Genomic DNA, 26,817 nt, shown 5'->3' with positions numbered 1-26,817 from the left:
TATTAAAGCCTATGAAGAGAGGGACAAGGTTAGACCAAGATTGTGAATCCGTGTTACAGCTTAAAAGCTTTCCTGGACAAAACCAAGTAATAGGCCAAACCGATCGAAGCGATGCTGAGCCAAAATGTAAAATAGCCGATCTGCGGCATATATTGATCGAGCATTGAATAATTCGGCATCATGCCAAACAAGTAATCAATGACATCGTTATGCAGCGTCCACACAGCCGCAAGCGCCAAATGCCACCCTTTAAACCGGTAATGAGGGGCGTACAGCACGCCTTGCACAGCCATTGCGAAGTGCGACGCGATCAGCATATAGCCCGTCCAATGGAGGCTTCCGGACACCGCAAGCACGAGGATATTCATCACAACCGCCCACAGCCCGTATTTGACGAGCGTAACAAGCGCAAGCGCCTCAAAGAGAGGAGCATTCCTTCCCAATAAAAGTCCGATGAGAACAAATAAAAAAAACAATGTCGCCGTCGGGCTGTCGGGAACGAAAATCAGAAATTTCGCAGGCGTATTCGTCAGCTGCGGAAGGTACCAATAATACCCGTAAACCGTACCGAAGAAATTAATGATCAAAAGCAGCAGAAGCAGCGGCTTTTGAGCGAGCATGTAGGAAATCAGTTTCAAAGCAATCAACTCACAGTCTCTTTAAATAAAAAAAGCCGCCGCCGAGTCAGCTTCACAGACTGACCGCAGAAACGTGCGCCAAGAAGCAGCGGCCTTTCCGGCTTCCGTACGGTTCACGATCAGCAGCGGTCAAATTTGACAAGGCCATCGACATCGTCGACAGCCCGAGAGGCTGACTTGGCGTCAGCTTCAACTCTATCAAGAGTATAGCCTGCCTTCATCAACTTGACAACCGTTTTATTTCGCCGTTGTTTCGGAAATGAATTTAGACAGTTCTTTAAGCTCTTTATCAGATCCTTTAAAAACGCCAGCAGGCATTTCGCCTTTTCCTTCCTTGGCGATTTTCGCAATCTCTTCCGGAGACAAGCCGTTGTCAACGAGAGACGGGCCTGCCGCTCCTCCCTGCATGTTGTCTCCATGGCACGAGATACAGCCTTGCTCCTGATAAATCTTATACCCTGCTGCACTCGTATCAATATTGGCCTCTTCCTTGATTTTACCCTGCTCTTCAGCAGCGGCCCAGTCGTGAGTTGCAACTGACTGCCATGTTAAGAAAACAGTCGCTGAAATGGCCAAAAGCATCAACCCTACGGCAACCGGGCGTTTAAACGGCCTTCTTTCAGGGCCTCTGTCAAGAAACGGCGCCAATAAAAGCGCTCCGAATGCAATTGTCGGGATAATAATTGCGCCGACCACGGTATACGGTCCGGCAGCATATTCGTATTTCAGCAATTGGTAAAGAAATAGAAAATACCAGTCTGGCAAAGGTATGTAGCCGGTATCGGTCGGATCTGCCATCCGCTCGAGCGGAGGCTCATGGACGATGGTCAGCACGAGAAAACCGACAAGGAAAACCGCCCCGACCATCCATTCTTTCAGCAGGAAATTCGGCCAGAACGCTTCCGTTTTCCCTGGAAATTCGGAATAATCTTTTGGAATATTCGGTTTTCTTTCCGCCGGGATCCGTGAATCACCGACAAACTTCATCCCTTTTCCCCTTTTCATGCCATCCCCTCCTTCTCAATTGAGTCGCTCGTTTACAGCGGCCCAGAAATTCCTTGCTTGCGAATCATGATAAAGTGTGCAGCCATCAGTCCGAACAGAGCGGCTGGCAGGAAAAAGACGTGTATGGCAAAAAAGCGCGTCAACGTCTGAGCGCCGACAATATCCGGATGACCGGCAAGCAGCGTTTTAATTTCCGAGCCGATCAGCGGCGTCGCCTCAGCAATCTGCAAACCTACTTTTGTCGCAAACAGAGCTTTCATATCCCAAGGCAAAAGGTAGCCTGTAAAACCTAAACCGAGCATGACAAAGAAGATCAAAACGCCGACAATCCAGTTCAGCTCTCTCGGCTTCTTATAGGCCCCCTGGAAGAAAACCCTGAGCGTATGAAGAAACATCATCACAATGACCAAGCTTGCACCCCAGTGGTGCATTCCCCTTACAATCTGTCCGAACGCCACTTCATTCTGCAAATAATAAACAGATTCCCAAGCATTTTTAATATCCGGAACGTAATACATCGTCAAAAACATGCCGGACAGCACCTGAATCACAGTAACGAAAAACGTCAATCCCCCGAAGCAGTACACGAAAGCTGAAAAATGGTGAGCCGGGTTCACGTGTTCAGGAACTTCATGGTCGGCGATGTCCCGCCAGAGCGGCGTAATGTCAAGTCTTTCGTCCACCCAGTCATAAATTTTGTTTAGCATGATCACCCATCCTTCCTCGGCTTGGCTTTCCCTAAGTAAAGGTAGCCGTCTTTAACCTCTTGCTCATAGCGGTCCAAAGGAGCAAGCGGCGGAGTTCCGGGCACGTTGGTACCATCCTTTTCATAAAGTCCGTAATGGCACGGACAAAAGAACTTATTCGGATTTTTAGGATCGCTGTTCCAGTTGACCGTACACCCCAAATGTTTACAAACCGGTGATAAAGCTACAATTTCGTCCCCACTTTTGAAAACCCACGCTGATCTCGATTCTTCCGATTCGTACCAGGCATCCACTTGTTTGATTTTAAAATCGAAGCGCTGCGGTTCATTTGTCAATTCATCAACGCTGACAACCTGAACCATGTCCTGATCTTCAGTCGGCCTTAAAACCGGATCGAGCGCGAAGCGAACCATAGGCATGAGCATCCCCGCCGCCATAAAGCCGCCGACTCCAGTCAGCGTATAGTTTAAAAACTGACGTCTGGATACCCGATGTCTTTTTTCGCTCATCTTCATATCCCCCCTCAAGTCCCCAGCTACAATATAACTGAAATAGAAAAAAATTCATGAAACTAGGACACCCTCATAATATATCAATATTTTAGGAAGGTCAACATTCCCAAAATCATTATACAAAGGAAATGTAAGTGTTTTTATTAAGAGTTCCAATATTGTAACAAAATGTTCAATATTTGCTCAATTTGGTCTTCCAGCAGCTTCTGTTTTAACGAATCCTTCATATGTTCGAGCGGAATCGCCGGAACCCACAGCAGCTTTTGCTCGCTTTCGAGCACCTGCTTCCAGCGTTCATCCGTCGTTAAAAACACGATGTGGCGAAAATGTTTTCCGGCCATTTCTTTTAAATCGGCGATATGCTGCGCCGATTTTTCATCCGCATCTAAATATGTACAGGGCGGAAACAAATAGATTCTGCCCTTCAGCTGCCTTTCAAGTTCTTCTGCAAGTATAGACGTAAATTCCCCTTTTGATACGGCTGATTTAAACTGATCTCCCAAATCAACCGATATTAAAGGGATGACAGCTGTATCGATGTATTCTTTCGCGTTCAAGTAAACATCCGCATCGTGCGTATTCCATTTCACGGCTCCCGGCCTCCTCATTTTGACAGCGCTTTCTCCGGAGCTGAACAAGCCTTGCTCTCGGCAAGGCTTGATTGGCTGCGGATTATCGCAGCTGGCTCAGTTGTTTAGCTAGTTTTTCGAAGCTTTCTTTATCTTGGCGGTCAAGCGCTTCATCGATTTCCCGCAGCAGCTTTTGTCTCTGAAAAGTGGAAATGGAATGCTCCAAAATCTGTTCAGCGACAATTTTATCTTTTTCATTTTCATATAGGTCTTTCGGAATATGGGGATTGGCTTCGAGTACAGCCGCATATTCCGGAGAATTATAGGCTGAGCGGAAGTTCAGCTGGATAAAGAGATCCTGCTGCTTATTCAGCCTGATATCATGAAATGATTTTTCTGCATCGGTCGTCATGACATTTTCTTTATAAAAACGAAAAGGCACTTCCTCAACGCAGTGGGTAGACATGATAATGCCCCTCGGACAAAATTCGGCCTGCTCGACAAAATGCACTTTTTCCATCAGCGAGTCATGGCTCATTAAATAATTCAGAATCCATACACACTCTCTTCGTTTCAGCTGATAATGGTTGAGAAACCAGCGGATAAAATCTTTTTTTTCATTGACAGAAACAGGGGTCTGCATGTTATTCCCTCCTCTATCGCATCTTGTGTATTACTTTATAAATTCCACACAAACCGATCATATCCTGCTTATTCAAAGGAATTTTCATCTTCGATTCTGAAAATCGTCTCCTGGACTTCCTCGTTTGCCGGGTCGAGCTCTGCCAGTTTTTTCAGCAGAGGAAGCGCTTCTTTCCGCCGTCCTTCTTCAAGCAGAAACATTGAATATTCGTAAAGGAAATCGGCGTCATCCCGATAGTGCAAAAATGCGTTCTCATATTCCTCACGCGCCTTGTCGTACGCCTCTGTCCGGGCGAACGCCGATGCCAGATGCCAGCTGAACTTCGGATCATCCTCTCCGTATTTGCGCACTTCCTGTACGAGTTCAATGATGCTCTCATCGTCTTCTTCTTCAAGAAACAGGGCAAGCAGCATATGGACGGCTTCCAGATATCCGGGGTCCAGCGCCAGCGCTTCACGAAGCAGCTCTTTCGCTTCCGAATGCCTTTTCGTTTTTAAGGCTGCTTTTGCAGCGGAAAGATAAAGCTCTTTGTTGAATTCATCGAAGCGGATTCCTTCTTTTGCCGTTTCAAATGCTTCTTCATAAAGCCCTTCTGCTTCAAAACTGTTTGCCAGAGGCTTGTAAAGTGAAGAATAAGCGGGATCCATTTCCTTCAGCTCTGTCAGCTGTTTAATCGCAGTTTTAGGATACCCCGCTTTCAGCGCCGTAAAACCAAACCCGAACAGTGTGTTGGGCTCCGGGTTCTCCTTGACGGCTTTTTCATACCATTCAAGCGCTTCTTCAAACGCGCCGGATGAACTCAATGATTCCGCCAGCCTTTGGTACACATTGACACCGCCGATGACGGCTTCTTCTTCGGCCGCTTTTTTGAATTGACGGACCGCTTTGCCGTAAGCTCCCTGAGTGAAATACAGCTCTCCCAAAGCAAAATCGATTACCGGCTCATCCGGCAAAATGGCTTGCGCCTTCAACAGCTTTTGCTCGCTGACTTCAAACAGACCCTGCATCTGATAGAGGTCAGCCATTAAAAGCAGGCACTGCGGGTACGCTTCGTCTGTTTCCGGAATCGTTTCAAGCACGCTGAGCGCTTTTTCTTCCTGATCGGTTTCGATGAGGAGTTCGGCATAAAAGCATGTCAGTTCCGTTTCATCCGGATACAGTTCATGGAGATCATTCGCGATAGCGATAGCCTTATCGACAATTCCCCATTCGTAATACAGCTGAGCTACTATGGCTTTGTCTTCATCATGAAGGTCAGACTCGATATCAGCAAGCTTTTTCAATCCGCTTTCCGTGTGGCCTGCTTCAACTAATTTTATGGCTTCTTGAATCGAAGTATTCAAATCTAAACGTCCCTTTCTTTCGTCAATTCATCGCCTGCCGTATCAGCCGGCATATCGCGGTGAGTTACTTACTATCATAATTCACGCGGCGGCTTCCGGCAAATATGTTGCCCGCACAGCTGGATGAAGCAGATTGATTCTGTTAAGACAAGCTATGCGGGAGACATTCGTTTTATGATCAAACGCCCGGCTTTCATGATTTTCCGGGCTGAAAAAGCCTGAGCACAAGGCTTCAGGCTTTTTTTGCAAGCTTTTCGATATGTTCAAAAAACGAAGGATATGAGACGCTCACAGCTTCAGGCTGTAAAATGTCGATCGGCTGCTTGCAGATGCAGGCGGCGATTCCCAGCATCATTCCGATCCGGTGGTCCCCGTGGCTTGAGACTTTCGCGCCGCCTGTAAGAGGCGTCCTGCCGTGAATCTTCATCCCGTCTTCTGTCGGCTCGATGTTCGCACCGATTTTTTTCAGCTCTGAGGCGACGGTGTCGATTCGGTTCGTTTCTTTTACTTTGAGCTCAGCCGCGTCTTTGATGACCGTCGTTCCTTCAGCCTGTGTAGCGAGAAGAGCGATGATCGGTATTTCATCGATGAGGCGCGGGATCAAATCGCCCGAAATTTCAGCGGCTTTCAAGGAGGACGTTTTGATTCTCAGATCGCCGTACGGCTCGGCGTTTCCGGCATTTTTTTCTTCGATGTCAAGATCGGCTCCCATTTCTTTCAAAACATCGATGATTCCCGTCCTGGTCGGATTGAGTCCGACATTGCGAAGCACGACTTCACTGTCAGGAACTAGCGATGCCGCTGCCAGGAAAAACGCAGCTGATGAAATATCACCCGGCACGAAGACTTCGGCCGCTTTCAGGTGCTGCCCGCCCTCAATCGTTACGCTTGTTTCATCTTCCTGAAGGCTGACGCCGAACATCGACAGCATCCGTTCCGTATGGTCTCTTGATTTATGAGGCTCCGTCACCGTTGTGGCGCCTTCGGCCTGCAGACCCGCAAGCAGAACGGCAGATTTGATTTGCGCACTTGCAACAGGCGACTGAAAATCGATCGCTGCCAGATGTCCGCCGCGGACAGAAAGCGGTGTGTATTCCCCTCCGGCGCGGCCGTCGATTTTCGCTCCCATTTTTCGAAGCGGTTCTGTGACACGCTTCATCGGCCTTTTGGCGATACTCTCATCGCCGGCGACTGTACTGTGAAACGGGCGTCCCGCCAAAATGCCGAGCATCAGCCTGATCGTCGTTCCGGAATTCCCTACGTCAAGGAGCTCCGCAGGCTCAGCCAGCTGATCGAGCCCTTTGCCGAGGACGGTGACATCACTGCCATTCTGTTCGATTTCCACGCCCATTTTCCGAAAGCAGGCGATCGTGCTCAAGCAGTCGGCCCCTGGCAAAAAGTTTTTGATGACCGTTTTCCCTTCTGCTATGGCTCCGAACATAACAGAGCGGTGAGAGATGGATTTATCTCCCGGAATATGAAGCTCTCCTTTTAGTGAACTGATTTTTCCTCTTTTCATGTGTTCCACCTCAATCAGCATAAAATGTTTCATATTTTGCGCGGGTTTGAATGCATTTTTCGGCGCGTTTTCGATCTTCATCGGATTGAAAGCTGATTCTGAGAACACCGTTTATGTCTTCCCTCGTTTCAATAATCCGGATGTTCGTAATGCTGATTTTCTCGTCAGCGAGAATCGCCGTAATTTCCGAGATGACCCCGGGATGGTCGGGGACATCGACATAAAGATCGTAAAAGGAAGGGATCGCGCCTTTTTGCCGCAAAGGCAGACCGTCGCGGTATTCCTTGGCCTGCCGAAAAAATTCAAACAGCCCGTCTGCATCTTCATTTTCGACAAAAGACTGAATTCTGTCCAGCTCATATTTCCATTCGTCAAACCGCTCCAATATTTTATCTTTATTGTGTAAAAGAATATCGCGCCACATCGCCGGGCTGCTTGAGGCAATTCTCGTAATATCGCGGAAGCCCCCTGCGGCAAAACGCTTGACGAGCGGGTACTGATCTTCGAATTTGACGGTCTGGTGGACGAGACTGGCCGCTACGACGTGCGGAAAGTGGCTGATCACGCTTGTAACGGCGTCGTGTTCAGCCGGAGACATTTCCACAAACTTTGCATTTGTTCCCTTGAGCAGATCTTTTAAGGAAGCAACTGCTTCTTTGCCGGCGGAGCCGGAAGGCGTCAAAATATAAAACGCGTTCTCGAAAAGGAAGTCTTTGGCGGCTGCGACGCCCGATTTATGCGATCCGGCCATCGGATGGCCCCCGATAAACCTGTATTCATCCGGCAGCACTTTCTCGGCATGGCTGACGACCTTTTGTTTCGTGCTGCCGACATCTGTAATGAGCAGCTTTTTTTTGATGCCTGAAGCGGCAAGTTCATCAAGCATGTGAAGCGTCTGTTCGACCGGCGCCGCTAAAAAAACGGTTGACGCTTCTTTCACCCCTTCTAAAAAAGAAGCAGCCGGAGCATCAATAACGCCAAGCTTTTGTGCAGCTCTTGCCTGCTCTTCTGACACGTCAAACCCGATGATCCGTTTGCCGGGGTGTTCCTTTTTGATGGCAAGGGCGATCGATCCGCCGATTAAGCCCAAACCGGCCAATAAAATCGTTTCATTTGGTTGAGTCATTTTTTATCACCTAGTTCATCAATAGACTAAAGAGGTGACTGAATCATCACCTCTTACAACATGCCGGCTAACGTTTTCAACAAGCCTTCGTTCTGTTCCTTCGTACCGACCGATATTCTAAGGAATGTCGGAAAGCCGAGCGCATTCCCCGATCTGACGATATAGCCTTTTTTCAGCAGCTCCAGGAAAAGTTCGTCTGCATCCCGTTTAAAATCGATCAGCACAAAGTTCGTTTGTGAAGGATAGTAAGTTAGTCCGTGCTCATCACAGAAATCGTAGTACTGTTTGAGCCCTTCATTGTTTTTTCTCACGCAATCGTCGATAAATGCCTGATCGCCAAGGGCGGCAAGCGCCGCAGCCTGGCCGAGCCGGTTTGTATTAAACGGCTGTCTCGCCGGCTCAACCGCCTGAATCAGCTGTTCAGAGGCAATCCCGTAGCCGACCCTCAAAGACGCTAAACCGTAAGCTTTTGAAAACGTCCTGAGAATCATCAGGTTCGGAAAGCGTTCTAAAAGCGGAATGGTCTCAGGGTAGTCTTCAGCCGTTACGTATTCGTAATAAGCTTCATCGACGACAGCAAGGACATGTTCAGGGACTTTTTCAAGAAAACGGATCAGGTTGCGGCCGGATTCATACGTTCCGGTCGGATTGTTCGGGCTGCAAACCCAGACAACCTTCGTCTGTTCATCGATCGCCTCCAGCATTGCATCAAGGTCGTGGCAGCCGTTTTCAAGCAGGCCGATTTCCCTGACTTCCGCTCCTTCTATGACAGCATTGTGCTTGTATTGTGAAAATGTCGGATTCGCCATTACAGTGTTTGAGACAGGGTCCAACAAAGAGCGGGAAATAATTTGAATGACTTCGTCTGTTCCGTTTCCCAAGATGATGTTCGTTTCGTTTACGCCGAGATGGGAGGCAAGCTTTGTTCTCAATGCCGCACTATAGCCGTCAGGATAGAGAGCCATTTGCTGCACTTCGGTCTGGAGCGCTGCTTTTGCCGCTTCCGAACAGCCGTAAGGATTTTCATTTGAAGCAAGCTTGACGACCCGGTCGAGGTTGAATTCTTTTTTGACCTCTTCAATGGGTTTGCCCGGCTTGTAAGGCGTTAATTGTTTTAACTGTTCTTTAATTTGCAACATTCTGTCACCTCATTTTACCATGTACGATCCGCTAAATGTCTTAGCGTATGCCTCAAACGCCTTTAAGGCTTGTTCCCTTGTCTCAGGAGCGATGAGTTCGTCTTTCAGCTCTTCGATTTTTCTGACAAGGGCGCTTCCCACGACAACACCGTCCGCCAGTTCATTCATCATCTCCACTTGTTTGGAGCTGGAAATCCCAAACCCAACGGCAACCGGGACGGAGCTCATTCCTTTAACAGACCTGATAAATGAAGAAACAGAATCTTCGAATTCATTGCGCACACCTGTCACACCGAGCGAAGAAACGCAATACACAAAACCTTCCGCCTGCTGCGTTATTTTTTGAATACGCGATTCGCTTGTCGGCGCGACCAGCGAAATATAGGTAATCCCGTGTTTTTTACACTGCTGCTGCAAATATACGCTTTCCTCAAAAGGAAGGTCCGGTACAAGGAGTCCGTCTAGCCGATTTTGTCGCAGTAAAGCGAAAAAGTGATCTGTATCTAATTGTAACACAGGATTATAATACGTAAAGAGAATAATCGGAATATGGACGCCGTTTTTTTTCATTTCACCGCCAAGCCTGATCGCTTTTACGATGTTCATGTCGTTGTCAAGCGCCCTTTTGGACGCGCGCTGAATCACCGGGCCGTCAGCGAGCGGATCAGAATACGGAACCCCGAGTTCAAGGGCGGACGCCCCCGCCTCCTGAAGGGATTTCGCCAGCTCGATCGAGATTTCAGGCAGCGGATCTCCCGCTGTAATAAACGGAACAAATAACTTATCGGACGGCTGATTTTTCAGATTGAACATCTTGATTCACCTCTTCTTCCAACACCTTCATCAAGGTATGGACGTCTTTGTCTCCCCTGCCTGAAAGGCAGACGAGAACACTTTTCTCTCTCGGCAGTTCTTTAGCGATGTCAAATGCTTTTGCCAATGCATGGGCGGATTCAATAGCCGGCAAAATGCCCTCTGTCTCTGTCAGCAGCCTTAATGCCGAGACCGCTTCATCATCTGTGACAGATTCATACGTGACGCGCCCTGTTTGATGAAGATGCGCGTGCTCGGGGCCGACCCCCGGATAATCAAGTCCGGCTGAGATGGAATAAGGCTCAATGATCTGTCCGTACTTGTCTTGGATCAAGTAGGTCAAAGAACCGTGGATGACGCCTTTTGTCCCCTTTGTGATCGTTGCCGCATGAAGGGGGGTGTCGACACCTTTTCCCGCAGCTTCGACTCCGATCAGTTCAACAGTTTCTTCAATGAACGCGCTGAACATCCCGATCGCATTGCTGCCGCCTCCGACACAGGCGACAACTTTATCTGGGAGGCTTTGCTCCAATTGATAAAACTGCGCTTTCGCCTCTTCGCCGATCATCCGTTGAAATTCGCGGACGATATAAGGATACGGGTGCGGCCCGACGACGGAACCGATCATGTAAAAATGATCCTGGCAATGCTGAACCCAGTAGCGGATCGCCTCGTTTGTAGCATCTTTTAATGTCCCGTTTCCACTTGACACCGGAACGACCTCCGCTCCCAAGAGCTTCATCCGAAACACGTTCAGCGATTGTCTGGCAACATCTTCTTCACCCATAAAGACAATGCATGACAAGCCGAACTTTGCAGCGACCGTCGCCGCAGCCACGCCGTGCTGTCCTGCGCCGGTTTCAGCGATGAGCTTTGTTTTCCCCATTTTCTTGGCCAGGAGCGCCTGGCCGAGGGCATTGTTGATTTTGTGGGCGCCTGTATGGTTTAAATCTTCTCTTTTTAAGTAAATCTTCGCTCCGCCCAGCTGTTTTGTGAGCTGGTCTGCGAATGTCAAAGCCGTCGGCCTGCCTGAGTAGTCATTTAAAAGTTTTTGATAAACCTGTTGAAATGAAGGGTCGTCTTTCAGTTCAAGAAACGCTTTTTCGATTTCTTCCAAAGGCTGCATGAGTGTTTCCGGGACGAATTTCCCGCCAAAATCACCAAACCTGCCTTGTTCATTCGGATATGAATACATGTTCGAACATCCTTTCTTCTAGAAGGCTGATCAGCTTTTCGCTTTTCTTGCCTCTTTCTTCAATTCCGCTTGCCAGGTCGATTCCCGGCGTGCGCCGCTTTACAAGATCTGCGATTGTATCCGGGTTCACGCCCCCGGCGATAAACAGGCGTTTTCCCTCTCTTTGTGCTGCATCTTTATACTTTGGGACGCTGTCCCACGAAAACGAAACGCCCGTTCCTCCTCTCATCCCTTTAACAGATGAGTCGATGACATACCCGTCGATGTAAGGTGCGAAAGATGCCATTCGCTGAACGGTATCATCCCTATGATGGAGTGCCTTCCAAATCTCGCAGTCTGTCATGCTTTTCAGCCGCTTGATGTCTGCCGCCGTTTCATCTCCGTGAAGCTGGATCACGTCCAAACCGGCATCTTTTACGATTTCTGCTATTCTGCAAATGTTCTCATTAACAAAGACGCCGACAAGCTTTTTACCTGCTGTATCCGTTTTGCCACACCAAAGTTTCACATCCTCCGGGTCTGCCGATCGTTTGCTTTCGGCGAAAATAAATCCGAGATAATCGGCTTTCGAGCGGGCTGTCACCTTTAAATCTTCCAATGAATGAATCCCGCAATATTTTAAGCTCGGTTTCTCCATCATCCGTTCTCTCCGAATAACGCATGGACAGCCTTCAGCTGTGACGGCTCTCTCATCAACGATTCGCCGACAAGCACGGCCCGGGCTCCGCACGCTTTTACAAATGCGAGGTCTTCCGGTTTTCCGATGCCGCTTTCGCTGATGAGAACGGTCCCTGACGGAACGAGTTTTGCCATACGCTCTGTTTGCCCGACGGACGTTTCAAAGGTTTTTAGATTTCGATTGTTTACGCCGATGATTTCGGGTGTAAAGACATTTAAAATGCCCTCAAGCGTCTCTTCACCATGAACTTCGACGAGCACATCCATGCCTTTTTCAGCGGCTTGCCGGTAGAGTTCAAACAGCTTTTGCGGTTCAAGCGCCTCTCCGATCAGCAGGATCGCATCCGCTCCGATGCGGTCCGCTTCTTCAATCTGAATGGAATCAATGATAAAATCCTTGCGCAGAACAGGCAGGGAAACCGAGCGTTTCACATCTGACAAATAGCTGTTCCTCCCTTGAAAAAAAGGTGTATCTGTCAGAACAGATAAACAATCGGCTTTAGCCTGTTCGTACTGTTTAGCGATCTTTACGGGCTCAAAATCTTCCTGAATCACGCCTTTTGACGGAGAAGCTTTTTTCACCTCCGCAATTAAAGCGATAAACCGGTTCGGAGAAAGGAGCGCCTTTTTAAATGACCGCTTTGGCAGCTTTAAATCTTCCGGCAGTTCGATCTTTAGAATGTCTTCTCGTTTTCTATCAATAATTTGATTAAGCATACAACTCTTCCTCTTTCTGTTTTAATCGCTCCAGCTGATTGAGCGCCTCTCCGCTTGCAACAGCTTCTAAAGCGAGCGCAACGCCCTCTTTTAAATCCGCTGCCTGTTCTGCGGCGTATAAAGCGGCTCCGGCGTTAAACGCCGCGATATGAACAGCCGAATCCGGAGCGCGGTTTTTCAAAATATCGACGATGAGACGGCCGCTTTCTTCAGGCGTCGCCACCTGAATGTCGCTCAGCCTGCCGAGCGGCAGACCGACATCGCCAGGCTCAACGGTGTATTCGTACGTTTTGCCGCCTTTCAGTTCAATAACATCTGTCGGCGATGTGATCGACAGTTCATCAAGGCCGTCCCTGCTCGACACAAACAATACGTGTTCCGTTTCAAACGCTTCAAGAGCGCGGGCCATGAGCTTTGCTTTTTCGATCGAGTAGACGCCGATCACCTGGCGTTTGGCTTTCATCGGGTTGCTGAGCGGGCCGAGCAGATTGAATACGGTTCTGAAAGCCAGATCCTTCCTTGCGCCGGCCACGTGCTTCATGGAAGAGTGATAGCTTGGCGCATACAGGAACCCCATGTTGCGGTGTTCAATGCTTTGAATTGTTTCTTCAGGCGACGTCTGAATTGAAACGCCGAGATATTCGAGAACATCAGCGCTCCCGCTTTTTGAAGAAACCGAACGATTCCCGTGTTTTGCGATTTTTGCCCCGGCTGATGAAGCGATGATCGCCGCCGCTGTGGAAATATTGAAGGTGGAGCTTCCGTCTCCTCCGGTTCCGCACGTATCGACAACATGTTCCGGCCCGTCTATTGTATGTGCCTGCTCCCGCATGGCTCTGACAAATCCCGCAATCTCTTCAGCCGTTTCTCCCCTGTAGGCGAGAACGGACAGGAGGGCTCCGATTTCCGCGGCGCTCAGCGAGCCGGTCATCATATCACGCATGATGCTGTATGCCTCGGTTTCATTCATTGTCCCTCCGTTAACGCATGATTTCAGCAGTTCGTTCATTGCCGTCCTCCCCCTTTTCGAGAAACATTTCTTCTGCGATTTGAATCGTTTTTAACAGAGCCCCCGCTTTATTACACGTCTCTTCCCACTCTTTTTCAGGCACGGAGTCGGCTACGATGCCTGCTCCGGCCTGAATGGACGCCACTCCGTTTTTCACGCTCATCGTCCGGATCGTGATGCATGAATCGATATTTCCGTCAAATCCGATATAAGCAATGCATCCCCCGTAGGTTTCCCTCGGTTCGGGCTCGAGCTCATTCAAAAGCTGAATCGCGCGGATTTTCGGAGCGCCGGTCAAAGTTCCGGCCGGAAATGCGCTCATTAAAGCGTCTACCGGATGAACGCCCGCTTTTAAAGAGCCGGTTACGATCGAAATGATGTGCATGACATGTGAAAAGGAAACGATTTTCGTAAACTCGGGCACTTGGACAGATCCGTACTCAGCTACTCTGCCGATATCATTTCTCGCCAAATCGACGAGCATGTAATGTTCCGCTTTTTCTTTCTCATCAGCCAAAAGCTCTTTTTCGAGCCGCTTATCCTCAGCCTGATCAGCGCCTCTTTTCCTCGTACCGGCGATCGGATGAATTTCAAGATGACCGTTTTGAACATGGATCAGGCGTTCAGGCGAACTTCCCACAAGATCGCGGTCAGGAAGCTTCATGTAGTACATGTACGGGGACGGGTTGACCATTCTCAGCACTCTGTATAACTCAAAAGAACTGACCTTCACCGGAATATCGAACCTTTGCGAAAGGACGCCTTGAAAAATGTCTCCCGCTTTAATGTACTCTTTCAAGCGATCGACATCGGCCAGAAACCGGGATTTCTCATATGTTGATTGAACCCCTTCAAAGCTGGGGGCCGTGTGCCGGCCTTGCGGGAGAAACAGCTCTTTCGGCGCTTTCCGGTCTGACAGCCTGTGTGTAAGCTGTTTGAGCTCTTCTTTCCCTTTTTTGAAAATGCGCTGTTTTTCCTCCCTTGTTTCACTGCCTTCAAGCCTTGCATAGTGGATGAAATGCAGCTTTTTCAGCTCGTGATCATAAGCGATCATCGTCCGGCAGACAAACAGGAGGCATTTTTCCATCTCCGTTTCTTTGCTGTGCCCTTTGATCGACGGTTCAATGAGCGGCATTAAATCGTAGCTTAAATAGCCGACCGCTCCCCCTGTAAACGGGATGTCGAGCTCAGGCGCTTTGATCGAATACGTCTCTGACATCCATTCGAGAATTTCTTTTAACTGTGAAGCTGAATAAAGCTTCTTCTGCTTTTGATCGCAGGCGTGAAACCGGCCGCATTCTTCTTTGATCGTCAAAAAGGGGTCTAAGCCGATGAAAGAATATCTTGACCATGCGGAGGTTTCATCCTGGCTTTCCAGCAAATACACGATGTCTTCCTGCAGCTTCTCGACCAGTTGAACGGGCGTCAACGTATCGACGGAAAAATTCTCGATTATCGGTATCGTTTTAAAGTGTGAAGTATCCTCTGAAAAAGAGGCAAAATCGGTTTGCAGACTCAACAATCTCTCACTCCTTATAGAGGCGGAGAGAATGAGAAGAAGGCCTTTAGAGGACAAATGATTGAATTGAAGAGGGGAAAACGAAACAAACCCAAAAGAACATGTCTTTTGGGTAGAATGAATAAACGTTTTGTCTCAACTCAGCTCATCTCAGCTCATTCTCAATCTACCCTAGTCTCATACTCAGCTTTTCTAAACTAAAACCCCATACACACTCCTGTGTATTTCAAGGTTTCTACAATCGTATTACAATTCAGTATTTTTTGTCAATGATAAATCAGGCCTGAGCGTTACGGCATTTTCTAAATAAACGTGGCGGACTTCATCCTGCCGCATATCCGTCTGAACCGTCATCATCACTCTGATGCATTTTTTAAGAGCGTGTTCAACATCCATTTCCTGCATGCACATGACGGGCACATGCTGCCAGCCGTCAAACATTCTGACGACCTTCGCGGGAAAAGCAGCGTGAATATCAGAAGTAGCAGAAATTAAAATCTGCACGACTTGTTCAGGTTTGAGCTGATTTTCATCGATCATTTTTCCGATCAGCTGCTTCGTCCGCTCCGTAATGTCTTTTTCTGTATCCCGGTCAACTGTCGTCGCTCCCCGAATTCCGCGCATCATCATTTGTCTCCCTCCAATCTCCACATATTCAGCCATCGTTCGATTTCTTCGGCTTTAAAGGAGTGCAGCTGCACACTGCCGATCTTATCCAGCAAGACAAACTGAATGATGCCTCCGCGTGTTTTTTTATCGTTCATCATCCGGTTGATCAGAGCTTCTGTCGACACTTCGCGTTTTACGCTTTCCGGATAGCCGAGACTTTTCAGCCAGGCGGCGATTTTTGTGCGGTCAACAGGACAATTCAGCACCTTCTCGCTGACAAATAAAGCAAATTGCATGCCTAAAGCGACGGCATCGCCATGGGTCATCTCTCCATAGCCGTATTCGGCTTCAACGGCGTGGCCAAGCGTGTGCCCAAAGTTCAGATAGGCCCTGATTCCCTGTTCGCGCTCGTCTTGTGAGACAACTTCCGCTTTAATCGAAATGCCTTTGTACACCATTTCACTGAGCTGGCCGGTCGTAATCGCTTTTATTGAATCAATTTTAAGCAATTCGTTCAAGAAAGATTCATCACGGATAAATGCGTGCTTAATGACTTCCGCAAGACCTGAGCGCATTTCTTTTTCAGAAAGCGTGCTCAAGCACTCGGTATCATAAACCACCGCCTTCGGCTGATGAAAAGCGCCGATTAAGTTTTTTCCGAGCGGATGATTAATGGCAACTTTCCCTCCGACCGCGCTGTCATGAGACAGCAGAGTCGTTGGGAATTGCACATAATCGATGCCCCTCATAAAAGTTGAAGCGACAAACCCTGCAAGATCGCCGACAACGCCGCCGCCCAGCGCCACAATGCATGACGAACGGTCAAGGTGAAATTGAATGGCTTCCGTCTGGAGCTTCATAAACATATCGATTGATTTGGCCTGTTCACCGCTTGGCACCGCGACCTTTTTGACGGGCCATTTGCTGCGGAGAAGGCCGAACAGTTCTTCTCCATAGTGTTTATCAACTTCTTCGTCGGTGATCAATAGCACTTTCGTCATCGGAAGGTTCAAGGATGACAAGAGTTCTGCCGCGTTTTTTCTAATGCCTCCCCCGATGAACACCGGGTAGGCCAAAGAAGCGGTTTCGATTTGAAGTGATTTCATTAAAACTCCCTCGCAAGCTTTCGCATTTTCTCAACATTTTCAGCGATCCGGTCCATTTGGTCAACGCCAAACTGCTCGACGATCGCCTTTGCGATTTCCCATGCAACAACCGCTTCAGCCACCACGCTTGCGGCAGGGACAGCGCAGGAATCGGAACGCTCGATGCTTGCTGTAAACGGCTCTTTTGTCTCGATATCAACGCTTTTGAGCGGTTTGTATAAGGTTGGAATCGGCTTCATCACGCCTCTGACAACAATCGGCATTCCCGTTGTCATCCCGCCTTCAAGGCCGCCGAGACGGTTTGTAGCGCGCGTATAGCCTTTTTCTTCGTCCCAAATGATTTCGTCATGGACTTCACTGCCGTTTTTGCGTGCAGCTTCAAAGCCGATGCCGAATTCAACACCTTTAAAAGCATTGATGCTCAGCACGGCGGCAGCCAGCTTGCTGTCGAGTTTGCGGTCGTAATGGACATAGCTGCCGACTCCTACCGGCACCCCTTCAACAATCACTTCAACGATTCCGCCGATCGAATCGCCATTTGCTTTTGCTTCATCGATCGCGTCCATCATTTTTCTGCCCGCTTCTTCGTCGTAGCATCTGACAGGGGACTCTTCGGTTACTTTTTTCAAGTCTTCGATCGATTCGTAATTTGTCTTTTCGGCTTTTACTCCGCCGATCTCCAGCACGTGGCCGGCCACTTGAATGCCCAGCTGGGAAAGGATCTTTTTGGCGACGGCTCCTGCTGCCACACGGACGGTCGTTTCTCTGGCAGATGAACGTTCAAGCACGTTGCGCATATCTCTGTGCCCGTATTTGATCGCGCCGTTCAAATCGGCGTGACCCGGTCTCGGCCTTGAAATCTGTCGTTTTATTTCGATTTCTTCTTCAGCTGTGATCGGCTCTGATCCCATGATTTTCGTCCAGTGTTTCCAGTCATTGTTTTCGACGACGAGAGCGATCGGCGATCCAAGAGAACGCCCGTGCCTTACACCGCTTGTGATCCGCGCCTGATCTTTTTCGATTTGCATCCGGCGTCCGCGGCCGTGGCCTTTTTGACGTCTTTGAAGCTCGTAATCAATGTCTTCTTTTGTGATATAAAGCCCTGCTGGGACTCCTTCGATAATTGTCGTAAGCTGCGGACCGTGAGATTCACCGGCTGTTAAATACCTCATGCTTTCGTTCTCCCTTCATCACATTAACGCTTTTAAGTAAAACTATAACATAACCTTTTATAAAAAGTCAGCTAACTTTTTTGATAGAAAAACGTATCTGTCGATTGAAAACCGTATTTTTCCGGATTGAAGATCTGTTCCGTGCTTCCGACAAACAAAACTCCCTTATTCTTCAAACTGCCGCTGAACTTATGATAGATCTTCTCTTTTGCTTCCTCTGTAAAATATATGAGAACATTTCGGCATACGATGATATCAAAATCTTTCTCATATGCATCAGCCAGTAAATTGTGTTTTTGAAAGCGAATGTTTTTCTTGATCTCGTCTTTGACGGCAAACCGGTTTCCGTCTTGCGTAAAATAAAGTTCCTTTATCTCTTTCGGCACTTCCTGCAGAGATCTTTCCTGATACACGCCTTCTTTCGCTTTCGCAAGAACTTTGTCATCGATATCTGTTGCGATGATCTGATAGTCTGAGAGACTTTTCTGTCTGCTTAAAATCATCGATAATGTATATGGCTCTTCACCGGTTGAACACGCCGCACTCCATACTTTCAATGTTTTCGCAGGCTTTAAAAGCGGAAGGATGGTTTTTTCGAGTACCTCCCACCTCTTATAGTTTCTGTAAAATTCTGAAACATTAATCGTCATCCTGTCCAGCGTTTCCTGCAGAAGAGCTTCATTCTTTTCTAAAGCGAGCGCAAATTCGCGGAAATCGCCGTACCCCTTTTTTTCATAAAGAGATGTTAGCCTTCTTTTCATTTGCGCCTCTTTGTACAATGCCAAATCCACACCAGTTATTTTTTTCCATTTATCAACGAAGAAACTGTAATTGTCCATGTTTTCTCTCCTAATCGTCGTGCTGATATGAGTACAATTATAGCTTGTTTTCTTTTAAATTTGTATCTTTAAAAAGAAAAAAGCCTGCCCGGCGGCAGCCATTCAGATCCATATAAAAAAATCAGCTTTTCAGCTGATTTTTAGTAAATCCATTGATTCATTAACTTCTCGCCTTCAACAAGTTCGTCTTCTTTAAAAAACAAGTTGATTTCGCGTGCTGCACTTTCAAGAGAATCTGAACCGTGAATGATATTTTTTCCGACAAACATGCCGAAGTCTCCGCGAATTGTTCCTGGGAGCGCTTCCTTAGGGTTCGTCTTCCCGATCAGCTGTCTGGCGACCGCGATTGCGTCCTCGCCTTCCCACACCATGGCGAATACCGGGCCTGAAGTAATAAAGTCGACAAGCTCGCCGAAAAACGGTTTCCCGTTATGTTCTTTATAATGCTCGCCTGCCGTCTCTTCTGAGACCTTCATCAGCTTGGCTCCGATTAATTGTAAGCCCTTACGTTCGAATCTTAACAAAATTTCGCCGATCAGCTGACGCTGAACGCCGTCAGGTTTTACCATCACAAAGGTTTTTTCCATAGTCGATTCTCCACCCCGCTAATATGTATAGGCTTTCAACACTACAACAGAAATATAGCATTTTTCAAACAATTAATCAATAAAGGGTGGAGAATATTCATACTTTCGACTCATTTGACGTTTTTTAGAACTTTCGTTTGCCGATGTATTTCGCAATTTGGCCCAGTGCCGTCCGCGCCCTGTTTTTCGGGAGCGTCTCAAGCAGTTCAAAAGCCTTGTTCAAATACATTTCGCTGATTCTGAACGATTGTTCTATGGCATCGGTTTTCTTCAGTTCTTCGATCACTGGTTTGATCTGTTCCGGAGTCGTTTCACTGTTGACCAGCATCAGCCGCGCTTTTAATTCAGGCGATTTCCGTGCATATAATACGGGAAGCGTGACATTCCCCTGAAGCAGATCACTGCCCACAGGCTTGCCAAGCTCCTTTTCGCTTGAGGTGAAATCGAGGATGTCATCAATAATTTGATAGGACATGCCGACATAATAGCCAAACCAGTACAACGTTTTATGAATGTTTTCACCTGCACCGGCAGCAATGGCGCCAAGCTGGCAGCTCGACGCGATCAGAAGGGCTGTCTTGCGCCTGATTCTCCTCAAATAGGTTCTGAGGTTTTGCTCCATATTATATTTATCTTTGATTTGTTCAATTTCTCCAAGACAGACTTCGACAATCGCCTTGGACAAGATTTCATGGGCTTTCGGTTCGTTTATTTTCGTCATCGCTTCAAGTGAGCGAGCGAACAAATAATCACCTGTGTACATTGCAATCCGATTATCCCACTTCGCCTTGATTGTAGGCTGTCCCCTTCTCAGCTCCGCATCATCGATGACATCGTCGTGTACGAGCGAAGCCATATGTATCAATTCCAATGAAACAGCGACATTTTTAATTTTGTTAATATCGTATTCACCGAACATGCCGGAAAGCAGGACAAACACAGGACGAATCCGCTTGCCTCCGGCCTGCAGCAAATGCAGGCTCGCTTCACTGAGCAATGGATAGTCGGAGTGCACGGTCTTTTCAAGCTCTTTTTCTATCAATTCAATATCGTCATTCAAAAAAGAATAAAACGTTGTCAATTTCATATCGATTCACCCGAGTATTTCTGTAGTCATCATCGCTTCCAGCCGACATGTGTAGCCGCTACGCCGCCTGTGAACGGATGATATTGAACATTTTCTAATCCAGCCTCTTCAAACAATGCGGCAAGCTCTTTCATACCAGGAAATTCCCTGGCCGATTCCTGAAGCCATGAATACTCCTTAAAGCTTTTGGCAAACAGCTTTCCAAACATGGGCATAATAAAACGGAAGTACAGGAAGTACAGCTGTTTGAACCCGAACATTTCAGGCTGGGACGTCTCAAGGCATACAACCTGGCCGCCGGGTTTTACCACGCGCGCCATCTCTTTTAATACGGTTAAATAGTCGGGGACATTGCGAAGCCCGAAGCCGATGGTGACATAGTCGAACGTATTGTCCGGGAAGGGCAGTTCCATCGCGTTGCCGTGGATCAATTCGATCTGGCTGTAGCTGTCGGTCTTTTGTTCCGCGATGCTCAGCATGTTTTTGCTGAAATCAAGGCCCTTGATTTCCCCTGTCTCTCCGGCCGCATCAGCGAGCGCGATTGTCCAGTCGCCGGTCCCGCAGCAGACGTCAAGCGCTTTGGCTCCTTTTGGTACGTTCATGAGCCGCATCGTTTTGTCGCGCCATTTTTTATGCTGTTTAAAGCTGATGACGGAGTTCATCTGGTCGTAATTTTTATAAATCTTTTCAAACACGCCGTGTACGCGCTGTTCTTTTGACTGCACCATGATTACCCTTCTTCCACTTTCTGATGATAAGTTCGTTTTTCAGGCCGAATTTCCTGCAGGCGTTTCAGAAGCCATTTTTGGAAGGCGGGCTTTGCAGCAAGAGACTGGTTGATCGCAAGCTTGGCTTCTTCATAAGCCGCAGCAGCCAGCTGTCCGCATGAAGCCTGGCCTTCCGGAAACTCTTTCTGTATGATCGTCTCCAGCAGCCTGGAATCTGAAGCTTTTTCTTCGGCCGCAAACCTTTTAAACACAAGAAAGTCATTGGCGGCTGTTTTCCAGTGAGGCAGGTAAAAGTGGTCGGCGAGATGGTGAAAAAGTGCAGCTTCCACTATGCTGACGCTTTTTTTCAGGCTGTCCGCATCTTTTGCGGAATGGTCGTAAAGCCTGATTTTATGTTCGTTTATTTCTTTGATGGCCGCAGCGAGCGTCCGAATCATATAAATATCCTTCATACCCGATAACAGCGAGTAGTACATGCCGCTGAAATAATCACCGGCCAATACGGTCAGCTGGCGGTTTTTATAGTCGTCCTGCTTAATTGAAGCTGCGGTCGTAACTTCATCATGGGTATCAAGGGCTGTTTGAACAAGCATCGCCGTTAAGATGTAACTTTCCTTGTCAGCTTCTTTTAAATCCGTTTCCTCAAACAGAGCGTAGAAAAGAAACAGCTTATCCTCATCAACTTTCGGCGCAGTCAAATGCTTCGCCAAATATGGATGTGAAAGCTTTTGATTCAGCTTGATTTTCAAATAAGATAATTGTCCGTAGATGTCTTGCAAAGATATCACCCTTGTCCCAAAATTCGCAGTTTTTCTTTTTGATTGATTATGTATCTTTTTTGAGCGGAGAAAGTTTAATTATACCATAATTATGTTGAAAGATATTGTCTTATGCCACGCAAACGGCCATAAAAGGCCGGCTTTCTATTTTTTCGACTCGCTTTTCATCTCGCCGTTTGCCGTCTGAATCAGGGCCTCGCCCCGGATCTTGATCGCAGAGGTGTGCTCGGTAAACTGGCAGATCATCACCTCTCCTTTATCAAGCTTTTCTGAATGATGAAATCTTGTGTCCGTGCCTCTCGTCAGGCCGATCACGTTGACGCCGTCTTCAACGGCTTTGATAACGACAAAATCATTCGATTGATTATTGGTCATGTTCATCGCACACCTTCTCATTTTTAATCATGATGTTTTGATAAGCTCCAACACCTCAGAGCGAGCGGCTACATCTTGTCTAAACGTTCCTCTTACGGCTGAAGTGACAGTTTTTGAACCCGGCTTTTTCACGCCGCGCATCGTCATGCACATATGCTCGGCTTCAACAACAACCATGACACCGTGCGGAGTCAGCGTTTCAACAATGCTGTCGGCGATTGTTGACGTAATCCGCTCCTGCAGCTGCGGGCGCTTTGCCACCGCTTCAACGGCTCTCGCCAATTTGCTGAGCCCTGTCACTTTTCCCCCTTTAGGGATATAGGCTACATGGGCTTTCCCGTAGAAAGGGACTAAATGGTGCTCACACATTGAATAAAAGGGAATATCTTTAACAAGAACAAGCTCTTCGTGATCCTCGCCGAAAATCGTTTTGAAATGCTCTTTCGGATCTTCGTTTAACCCTGCAAATACTTCGGCGTACATTTTCGCGACTCTTTTCGGTGTATCAAGAAGGCCTTCACGGTTCGGATCTTCTCCGATTGCCTCCAATATTTGCCGGACAGCTTGTTCAATTTGTTCTTTGTTGATTTCTCTCATTGTTTTATATCCTCCAGAAACGCATACATTTAATTCAGATTCTAGCACACTTCAGCTTATAAAAGCAAAATGAAAGGTTTTTTGCCGGCAAAATGTTTTCCGTCTGAAAAAAAGCCTTAAAATTATGAAAAGCCCCTTTGAAAAGGGGCTTTCCTGTGAAGAAACAACATGGTATGTATTACGCGCGAAAACGGCATATATACATACAATTATTTTCCTGCTACAGCGTCTTTAAGCGCTTTACCTGGTTTGAAAGCAGGTACTTTGCTTGCAGGGATTTCAATTTCTTCACCTGTTTGAGGATTGCGTCCTTTACGAGCTGAGCGCTCACGAACCTCAAAGTTACCAAAACCGATCAATTGAATTTTTTCACCGTTTTTAAGTGCATCTAAAATTGTATCAAAAACAGAATCAACTGCTTTTGTAGCGTCTTTTTTAGATAGTTCGCTTGCTTCTGCAACCGCATTGATTAGTTCTGTCTTGTTCATGCCTTTCACCTCCTCCCAAAAGGTATCAAACAATAGATTATCATCATTTCTTCACAGTTCAACCTGTTTCTATACCTGTTTGAACAGAAATTTCAAATAAATATAGAAAAGGCATTTCACGGCTATCAGTGAAAATTTCACTTTGAGAGGAACGTTTGTCCAGTAAAGTGAAGATTTTCTGTATGTAGATTAACACATCTGAATAACCATATCAAGCATTTTAAAGCGATGATCCCTTATTCGTCAAGGTTTAAGCAGAATGAAACGAACAAATATTCCTGTTTTTCCTTTTTTAATCATAATCTTTCCTATATTTCCAGCCGCTTGCCCCTGCCGCCTCAATCCCTTTCACGGCGCCTGTTCAGCCTGTTTCAGGCATGAAAAAAAGACCTCCCGTATGATAAGAGGCCTTCCCTTTTATAAGATGATCGCAATCAAGCCGCCTGAGCCTTCATTGATGATGCGTTCGAGCGTCTCCTTCAGCTTATATCTTGCATTTTCAGGCATGAGTGACAGCTTCGCCTGAATCCCTTCTCTGACGATGGAGCTCAGGCTCCTTCCGAAAATGTCGGAATTCCAGATTGACAGCGGATCATCCTCAAAGTCCTGCATTAAATAGCGGACAAGCTCTTCGCTCTGCTTCTCTGTTCCGATGATTGGCGCAAACTCGCTCTCCACATCGACTTTGATCATATGAATCGACGGCGCCACCGCTTTCAGCCGGACTCCGAATCTAGACCCCTGCCTGATGATTTCCGGTTCATCAAGGCTCATATCGGTTAATGCGGGAGCAGCGATTCCATAGCCGGTTTGTTTTACCATTTTCAACGCATCTGATACTTGATCATATTCGGTCTTGGCATGGGCAAAATCCTGCATGAGCTGAAGGAGGTGATCCTTTCCTCTGATTTCTACGCCGACGACTTCCCTCAAAATTTCATCGTACAGGTAATCCGGCGCGTACAAATCGATTTCGGCGATCCCCTGGCCCATTTCAATTCCGGCGAGGCTGGCGCGCTCGATAAAATCAAATTCGCTGAAGTGTCCGACGACGCGGTCGACATCTCTCAGTCTTTTAATATCTTTGACGGTTTCTTTAACGGAATCTTGATAGTTTTCCCTGAGCCAATGATTCTCTTTTAACACCATGACCCAGCTCGGAAGATTGACGTTGACTTCGAGTACAGGGAATTCGTAAAGCGCTTCTCTGAGAACGCTCAGAACGTCCGCTTCCCTCATGCTTTCAACGCTCATCGCCAGCACCGGAATGTCGTATTTCTCCATCAGCTCTTGCCTGAGCGCTTCCGTTTCCGGATGGTACGGCCTTACGGAATTGATGACCATGATAAACGGTTTTCCAACCTCTTTTAACTCATCGATCACCCGTTCTTCAGCCTCGATATAATCCTGTCTGGCGATTTCTCCAATCGTGCCGTCAGTCGTAATGACAACACCGATGGTGGAGTGCTCCTGGATGACTTTTCTCGTGCCGATTTCGGCAGCTTCATGAAACGGAATCGGCTCTTCATACCAAGGAGTGTTGATCATTCTCGGCCCGTTTTCATCCTCGTATCCCTTTGCTCCGGGTACAGTATAGCCGACACAGTCGACAAGCCTTATATTCACATCGAGTCCGTCACTGACATGAACTGACATTGCCTGATTCGGAACAAACTTCGGTTCAGTTGTCATAATGGTTTTGCCAGCGGCACTTTGGGGAAGCTCATCTTGTGCGCGCGCCCGGTCTGCTTCATTGTTGATATTCGGGAGCACCACTAGCTCCATAAATTTTTTGATAAACGTAGATTTTCCTGTACGTACAGCTCCTACGACACCTAAGTATATATCGCCTCCTGTTCGTTCAGCGATATCCTTGAAAATATCGACCTTTTCCAAGTGATCCCCTCCCGGACTTCCAATCCTTTTCAATTTTTTACTTCTTCATCAATCAAAAACAGGACACTATAGTGTATGACGTTGTCCTATTTCAATATGACAGCTTAGGGAAATTTTTTCGGCATACATGAAAAAACCTTTCTCCTCATTGTATGCTGAGGAGAAAGGTTCATGACTGATACTTGCATTTTGACCGATATCTATTCGAGAAAAACAGGTTCCTGTTTGTCATTCACTGTATACTTTACCGAAAATGCCGGAACAAATGGCGTTTCTTCCCACATCAAATCCTGGATTTCCTCACCCGGCTTTACCGTTTTTTTCGACCGCTTCATCAGGTTGGCCAAATCCATTCGGTAATCCACTTGAATGTCGCCTTTTTCATCGACGAGAAGCGGCAGCGAGGTGCCGGAAAGCGGACTCGTCACAGAAGGCGCCTCTTTCAGTCCGAGCTTTTCATGGTCAAGCATGAATAAGTGATTGGATACGACTTTTTTATACGGCGGATACTTGTGCTGATCTTTATACATTTCGACCCGAAGCTTTAACTCCCTGATCATTTCCGACATTTTTACATCAATGAGCTTGACCGTCGGCTTTTTTTCTACATCGACAAGGACGTACAAGTACTCTCCGCCGCTTTCATAGGAAGTGCCCGGCGGCTCAGCCATATACCGGGGGGACAGCCTGTTAAAATCGATAGGGTATTTTTGATAGATTGGCACGCTCATATCCCTTGTCTTAATCGGCAGAAGCCCTCCCGTCGCCTCCCTGAATTCATCAACGGCCGCCTGCACTTCTTTGAGCTGGTGCTGATACGGCACGCTGTTTTTCGCCTTTCTTTCTTCAGGGTACAAACAGCCGCTTAACATGATTGCGGTCAATACAGTAACAAGCAGTGCGTTTACGATTTTCATATGAATCTTCCTTTTTTATGCTTTATTCGTTGACGGGACCGCTGAAGACGACAAAAAAGACGATCACGCCGGAGATGAGCATACATGTATAGGCGACGAACGACGTGATCACTTTTAAAAAACGGTTTTTAAATTTATATCTGCTTATGTATATGGCAATCACCGCTAAGAACATCAGGCCCATTGATCCCAAGGCAAACCACATTTTTAACAGACCGACATTCACATTGAAGCCCTCCTTCTACCTTTTCTTGTGATGTAAGCGTTATATTTCATTTTATATAAGAAAAACCAGAAGTTCAACAGCTTTTCCAATATTTCGAAACGGAAAAAGGCGCAAAAAAACCTGAAGCAAAGAGGGGGGCTTTGCTTCAGGCATAACGATTGTGACTATATAACCCAATTGGTAAGATACAGCTCTTCCAGACTTCGATTCTATTTTATGCAAGTCTTCGGACAAATGTATCCTCTCTTGCCTAAGTCTCCAAAATGTTTCGGTTTTTTT

General features: G+C 47.2%; 31 protein-coding genes. All 31 read right to left on the bottom strand.

Annotation, left to right across the window (positions count from 1 at the left end; all coding sequences use genetic code 11):
* Positions 1-53: 53 nt before the first annotated feature.
* Positions 54-638, bottom strand: a complete 585-nt coding sequence (gene lhaT, locus QMZ64_RS01490) for a lipoprotein heptaprenylglyceryl N-acetyltransferase LhaT (protein WP_020451941.1) — start codon at positions 636-638, stop codon at positions 54-56.
* Positions 639-690: 52 nt separating this feature from the next.
* Entirely contained in the window at positions 691-840 is a 150-nt protein-coding gene (locus QMZ64_RS01485) for a hypothetical protein (protein ID WP_265626589.1), read from the bottom strand.
* A 35-nt stretch (positions 841-875) separates the two neighbouring features.
* On the bottom strand, positions 876-1,643 hold the full coding sequence (locus QMZ64_RS01480) for a menaquinol-cytochrome c reductase cytochrome b/c subunit (protein WP_165427400.1): 768 nt from the start codon (positions 1,641-1,643) through the stop codon (positions 876-878).
* Between the two features lie 32 nt (positions 1,644-1,675).
* Complete coding sequence (gene qcrB / locus QMZ64_RS01475) at positions 1,676-2,350, bottom strand: menaquinol-cytochrome c reductase cytochrome b subunit (RefSeq protein ID WP_003182952.1); 675 nt, start codon at positions 2,348-2,350, stop codon at positions 1,676-1,678.
* A 2-nt stretch (positions 2,351-2,352) separates the two neighbouring features.
* Positions 2,353-2,859, bottom strand: coding sequence for a QcrA and Rieske domain-containing protein (locus tag QMZ64_RS01470; protein WP_003182954.1), 507 nt, complete (start codon positions 2,857-2,859; stop codon positions 2,353-2,355).
* A gap of 146 nt (positions 2,860-3,005) precedes the next feature.
* Entirely contained in the window at positions 3,006-3,452 is a 447-nt protein-coding gene (locus QMZ64_RS01465) for a YpiF family protein (protein WP_165427401.1), read from the bottom strand.
* A gap of 82 nt (positions 3,453-3,534) precedes the next feature.
* Complete coding sequence (locus tag QMZ64_RS01460; protein ID WP_020451944.1) at positions 3,535-4,074, bottom strand: ReoY family proteolytic degradation factor; 540 nt, start codon at positions 4,072-4,074, stop codon at positions 3,535-3,537.
* Positions 4,075-4,142: 68 nt separating this feature from the next.
* The gene (locus tag QMZ64_RS01455; RefSeq protein ID WP_265626583.1) at positions 4,143-5,417 is read right to left on the bottom strand and encodes a tetratricopeptide repeat protein; all 1,275 of its coding nucleotides are present in this window, start codon (positions 5,415-5,417) and stop codon (positions 4,143-4,145) included.
* A gap of 232 nt (positions 5,418-5,649) precedes the next feature.
* Positions 5,650-6,936: a 3-phosphoshikimate 1-carboxyvinyltransferase gene (aroA, locus tag QMZ64_RS01450; protein ID WP_243941060.1), complete on the bottom strand. Its 1,287-nt coding sequence runs from the start codon at positions 6,934-6,936 to the stop codon at positions 5,650-5,652.
* Positions 6,937-6,946: 10 nt separating this feature from the next.
* The gene (locus tag QMZ64_RS01445) at positions 6,947-8,062 is read right to left on the bottom strand and encodes a prephenate dehydrogenase (RefSeq protein ID WP_243941062.1); all 1,116 of its coding nucleotides are present in this window, start codon (positions 8,060-8,062) and stop codon (positions 6,947-6,949) included.
* A gap of 53 nt (positions 8,063-8,115) precedes the next feature.
* A complete protein-coding gene (hisC, locus tag QMZ64_RS01440) occupies positions 8,116-9,201 on the bottom strand; it encodes a histidinol-phosphate transaminase (RefSeq protein ID WP_265626581.1) in 1,086 nt (361 codons plus the stop codon).
* A gap of 9 nt (positions 9,202-9,210) precedes the next feature.
* Entirely contained in the window at positions 9,211-10,014 is an 804-nt protein-coding gene (trpA, locus tag QMZ64_RS01435; protein ID WP_243941064.1) for a tryptophan synthase subunit alpha, read from the bottom strand.
* The gene (gene trpB, locus QMZ64_RS01430; RefSeq protein ID WP_265626578.1) at positions 9,983-11,209 is read right to left on the bottom strand and encodes a tryptophan synthase subunit beta; all 1,227 of its coding nucleotides are present in this window, start codon (positions 11,207-11,209) and stop codon (positions 9,983-9,985) included. Before trpB ends, trpA begins: the two co-directional genes overlap by 32 nt.
* Positions 11,190-11,846: a phosphoribosylanthranilate isomerase gene (locus QMZ64_RS01425; protein ID WP_265626576.1), complete on the bottom strand. Its 657-nt coding sequence runs from the start codon at positions 11,844-11,846 to the stop codon at positions 11,190-11,192. Before QMZ64_RS01425 ends, trpB begins: the two co-directional genes overlap by 20 nt.
* Positions 11,846-12,604 carry an indole-3-glycerol phosphate synthase TrpC gene (gene trpC / locus QMZ64_RS01420; protein ID WP_265626574.1) on the bottom strand — a complete coding sequence of 253 codons (759 nt, stop codon included), beginning with the start codon at positions 12,602-12,604 and terminating at the stop codon, positions 11,846-11,848. Before trpC ends, QMZ64_RS01425 begins: the two co-directional genes overlap by 1 nt.
* On the bottom strand, positions 12,597-13,613 hold the full coding sequence (gene trpD / locus QMZ64_RS01415) for an anthranilate phosphoribosyltransferase (protein ID WP_265626572.1): 1,017 nt from the start codon (positions 13,611-13,613) through the stop codon (positions 12,597-12,599). Before trpD ends, trpC begins: the two co-directional genes overlap by 8 nt.
* Entirely contained in the window at positions 13,585-15,132 is a 1,548-nt protein-coding gene (gene trpE / locus QMZ64_RS01410) for an anthranilate synthase component I (protein ID WP_265626570.1), read from the bottom strand. Before trpE ends, trpD begins: the two co-directional genes overlap by 29 nt.
* Before the next feature lie 246 nt (positions 15,133-15,378).
* Positions 15,379-15,762, bottom strand: a complete 384-nt coding sequence (gene aroH / locus QMZ64_RS01405) for a chorismate mutase (RefSeq protein WP_165427411.1) — start codon at positions 15,760-15,762, stop codon at positions 15,379-15,381.
* Positions 15,759-16,847 (bottom strand): 3-dehydroquinate synthase, encoded by a 1,089-nt coding sequence (aroB, locus tag QMZ64_RS01400; RefSeq protein WP_265626568.1) that lies wholly within the window; start codon positions 16,845-16,847, stop codon positions 15,759-15,761. Before aroB ends, aroH begins: the two co-directional genes overlap by 4 nt.
* Entirely contained in the window at positions 16,847-18,019 is a 1,173-nt protein-coding gene (gene aroC / locus QMZ64_RS01395) for a chorismate synthase (protein WP_265626566.1), read from the bottom strand. Before aroC ends, aroB begins: the two co-directional genes overlap by 1 nt.
* A 71-nt stretch (positions 18,020-18,090) precedes the next feature.
* Positions 18,091-18,858 (bottom strand): CheR family methyltransferase, encoded by a 768-nt coding sequence (locus QMZ64_RS01390; RefSeq protein WP_165427414.1) that lies wholly within the window; start codon positions 18,856-18,858, stop codon positions 18,091-18,093.
* Positions 18,859-18,998: 140 nt separating this feature from the next.
* Complete coding sequence (gene ndk, locus QMZ64_RS01385) at positions 18,999-19,445, bottom strand: nucleoside-diphosphate kinase (RefSeq protein WP_243941079.1); 447 nt, start codon at positions 19,443-19,445, stop codon at positions 18,999-19,001.
* Between the two features lie 124 nt (positions 19,446-19,569).
* Positions 19,570-20,532 (bottom strand): heptaprenyl diphosphate synthase component II, encoded by a 963-nt coding sequence (gene hepT, locus QMZ64_RS01380; protein WP_165427416.1) that lies wholly within the window; start codon positions 20,530-20,532, stop codon positions 19,570-19,572.
* A gap of 29 nt (positions 20,533-20,561) precedes the next feature.
* A complete protein-coding gene (locus tag QMZ64_RS01375; protein ID WP_165427417.1) occupies positions 20,562-21,260 on the bottom strand; it encodes a demethylmenaquinone methyltransferase in 699 nt (232 codons plus the stop codon).
* Between the two features lie 2 nt (positions 21,261-21,262).
* Positions 21,263-22,039, bottom strand: a complete 777-nt coding sequence (locus QMZ64_RS01370) for a heptaprenyl diphosphate synthase component 1 (RefSeq protein ID WP_265626561.1) — start codon at positions 22,037-22,039, stop codon at positions 21,263-21,265.
* Between the two features lie 144 nt (positions 22,040-22,183).
* Complete coding sequence (gene mtrB / locus QMZ64_RS01365; protein WP_023857455.1) at positions 22,184-22,414, bottom strand: trp RNA-binding attenuation protein MtrB; 231 nt, start codon at positions 22,412-22,414, stop codon at positions 22,184-22,186.
* A gap of 27 nt (positions 22,415-22,441) precedes the next feature.
* Complete coding sequence (gene folE, locus QMZ64_RS01360) at positions 22,442-23,011, bottom strand: GTP cyclohydrolase I FolE (RefSeq protein ID WP_020451963.1); 570 nt, start codon at positions 23,009-23,011, stop codon at positions 22,442-22,444.
* 209 nt (positions 23,012-23,220) lie between these two features.
* Positions 23,221-23,499, bottom strand: coding sequence for a non-specific DNA-binding protein Hbs (gene hbs / locus QMZ64_RS01355; RefSeq protein WP_003183006.1), 279 nt, complete (start codon positions 23,497-23,499; stop codon positions 23,221-23,223).
* 417 nt (positions 23,500-23,916) lie between these two features.
* A complete protein-coding gene (gene spoIVA, locus QMZ64_RS01350) occupies positions 23,917-25,395 on the bottom strand; it encodes a stage IV sporulation protein A (protein WP_020451964.1) in 1,479 nt (492 codons plus the stop codon).
* A gap of 200 nt (positions 25,396-25,595) precedes the next feature.
* Positions 25,596-26,312 (bottom strand): hypothetical protein, encoded by a 717-nt coding sequence (locus QMZ64_RS01345; RefSeq protein WP_165427420.1) that lies wholly within the window; start codon positions 26,310-26,312, stop codon positions 25,596-25,598.
* A 22-nt stretch (positions 26,313-26,334) separates the two neighbouring features.
* Positions 26,335-26,538: a DUF2768 domain-containing protein gene (locus QMZ64_RS01340; RefSeq protein WP_145653165.1), complete on the bottom strand. Its 204-nt coding sequence runs from the start codon at positions 26,536-26,538 to the stop codon at positions 26,335-26,337.
* Between the last annotated feature and the right edge of the window lie 279 nt (positions 26,539-26,817).

Source organism: Bacillus sp. LB7 (assembly GCF_030449715.1).
In the GTDB taxonomy this organism is placed as follows: Bacteria; Bacillota; Bacilli; order Bacillales; family Bacillaceae; genus Bacillus; species Bacillus paralicheniformis.
Note: the sequence above shows the minus strand (reverse complement) of the source record. Positions and strands in the feature narration are given on the sequence as shown.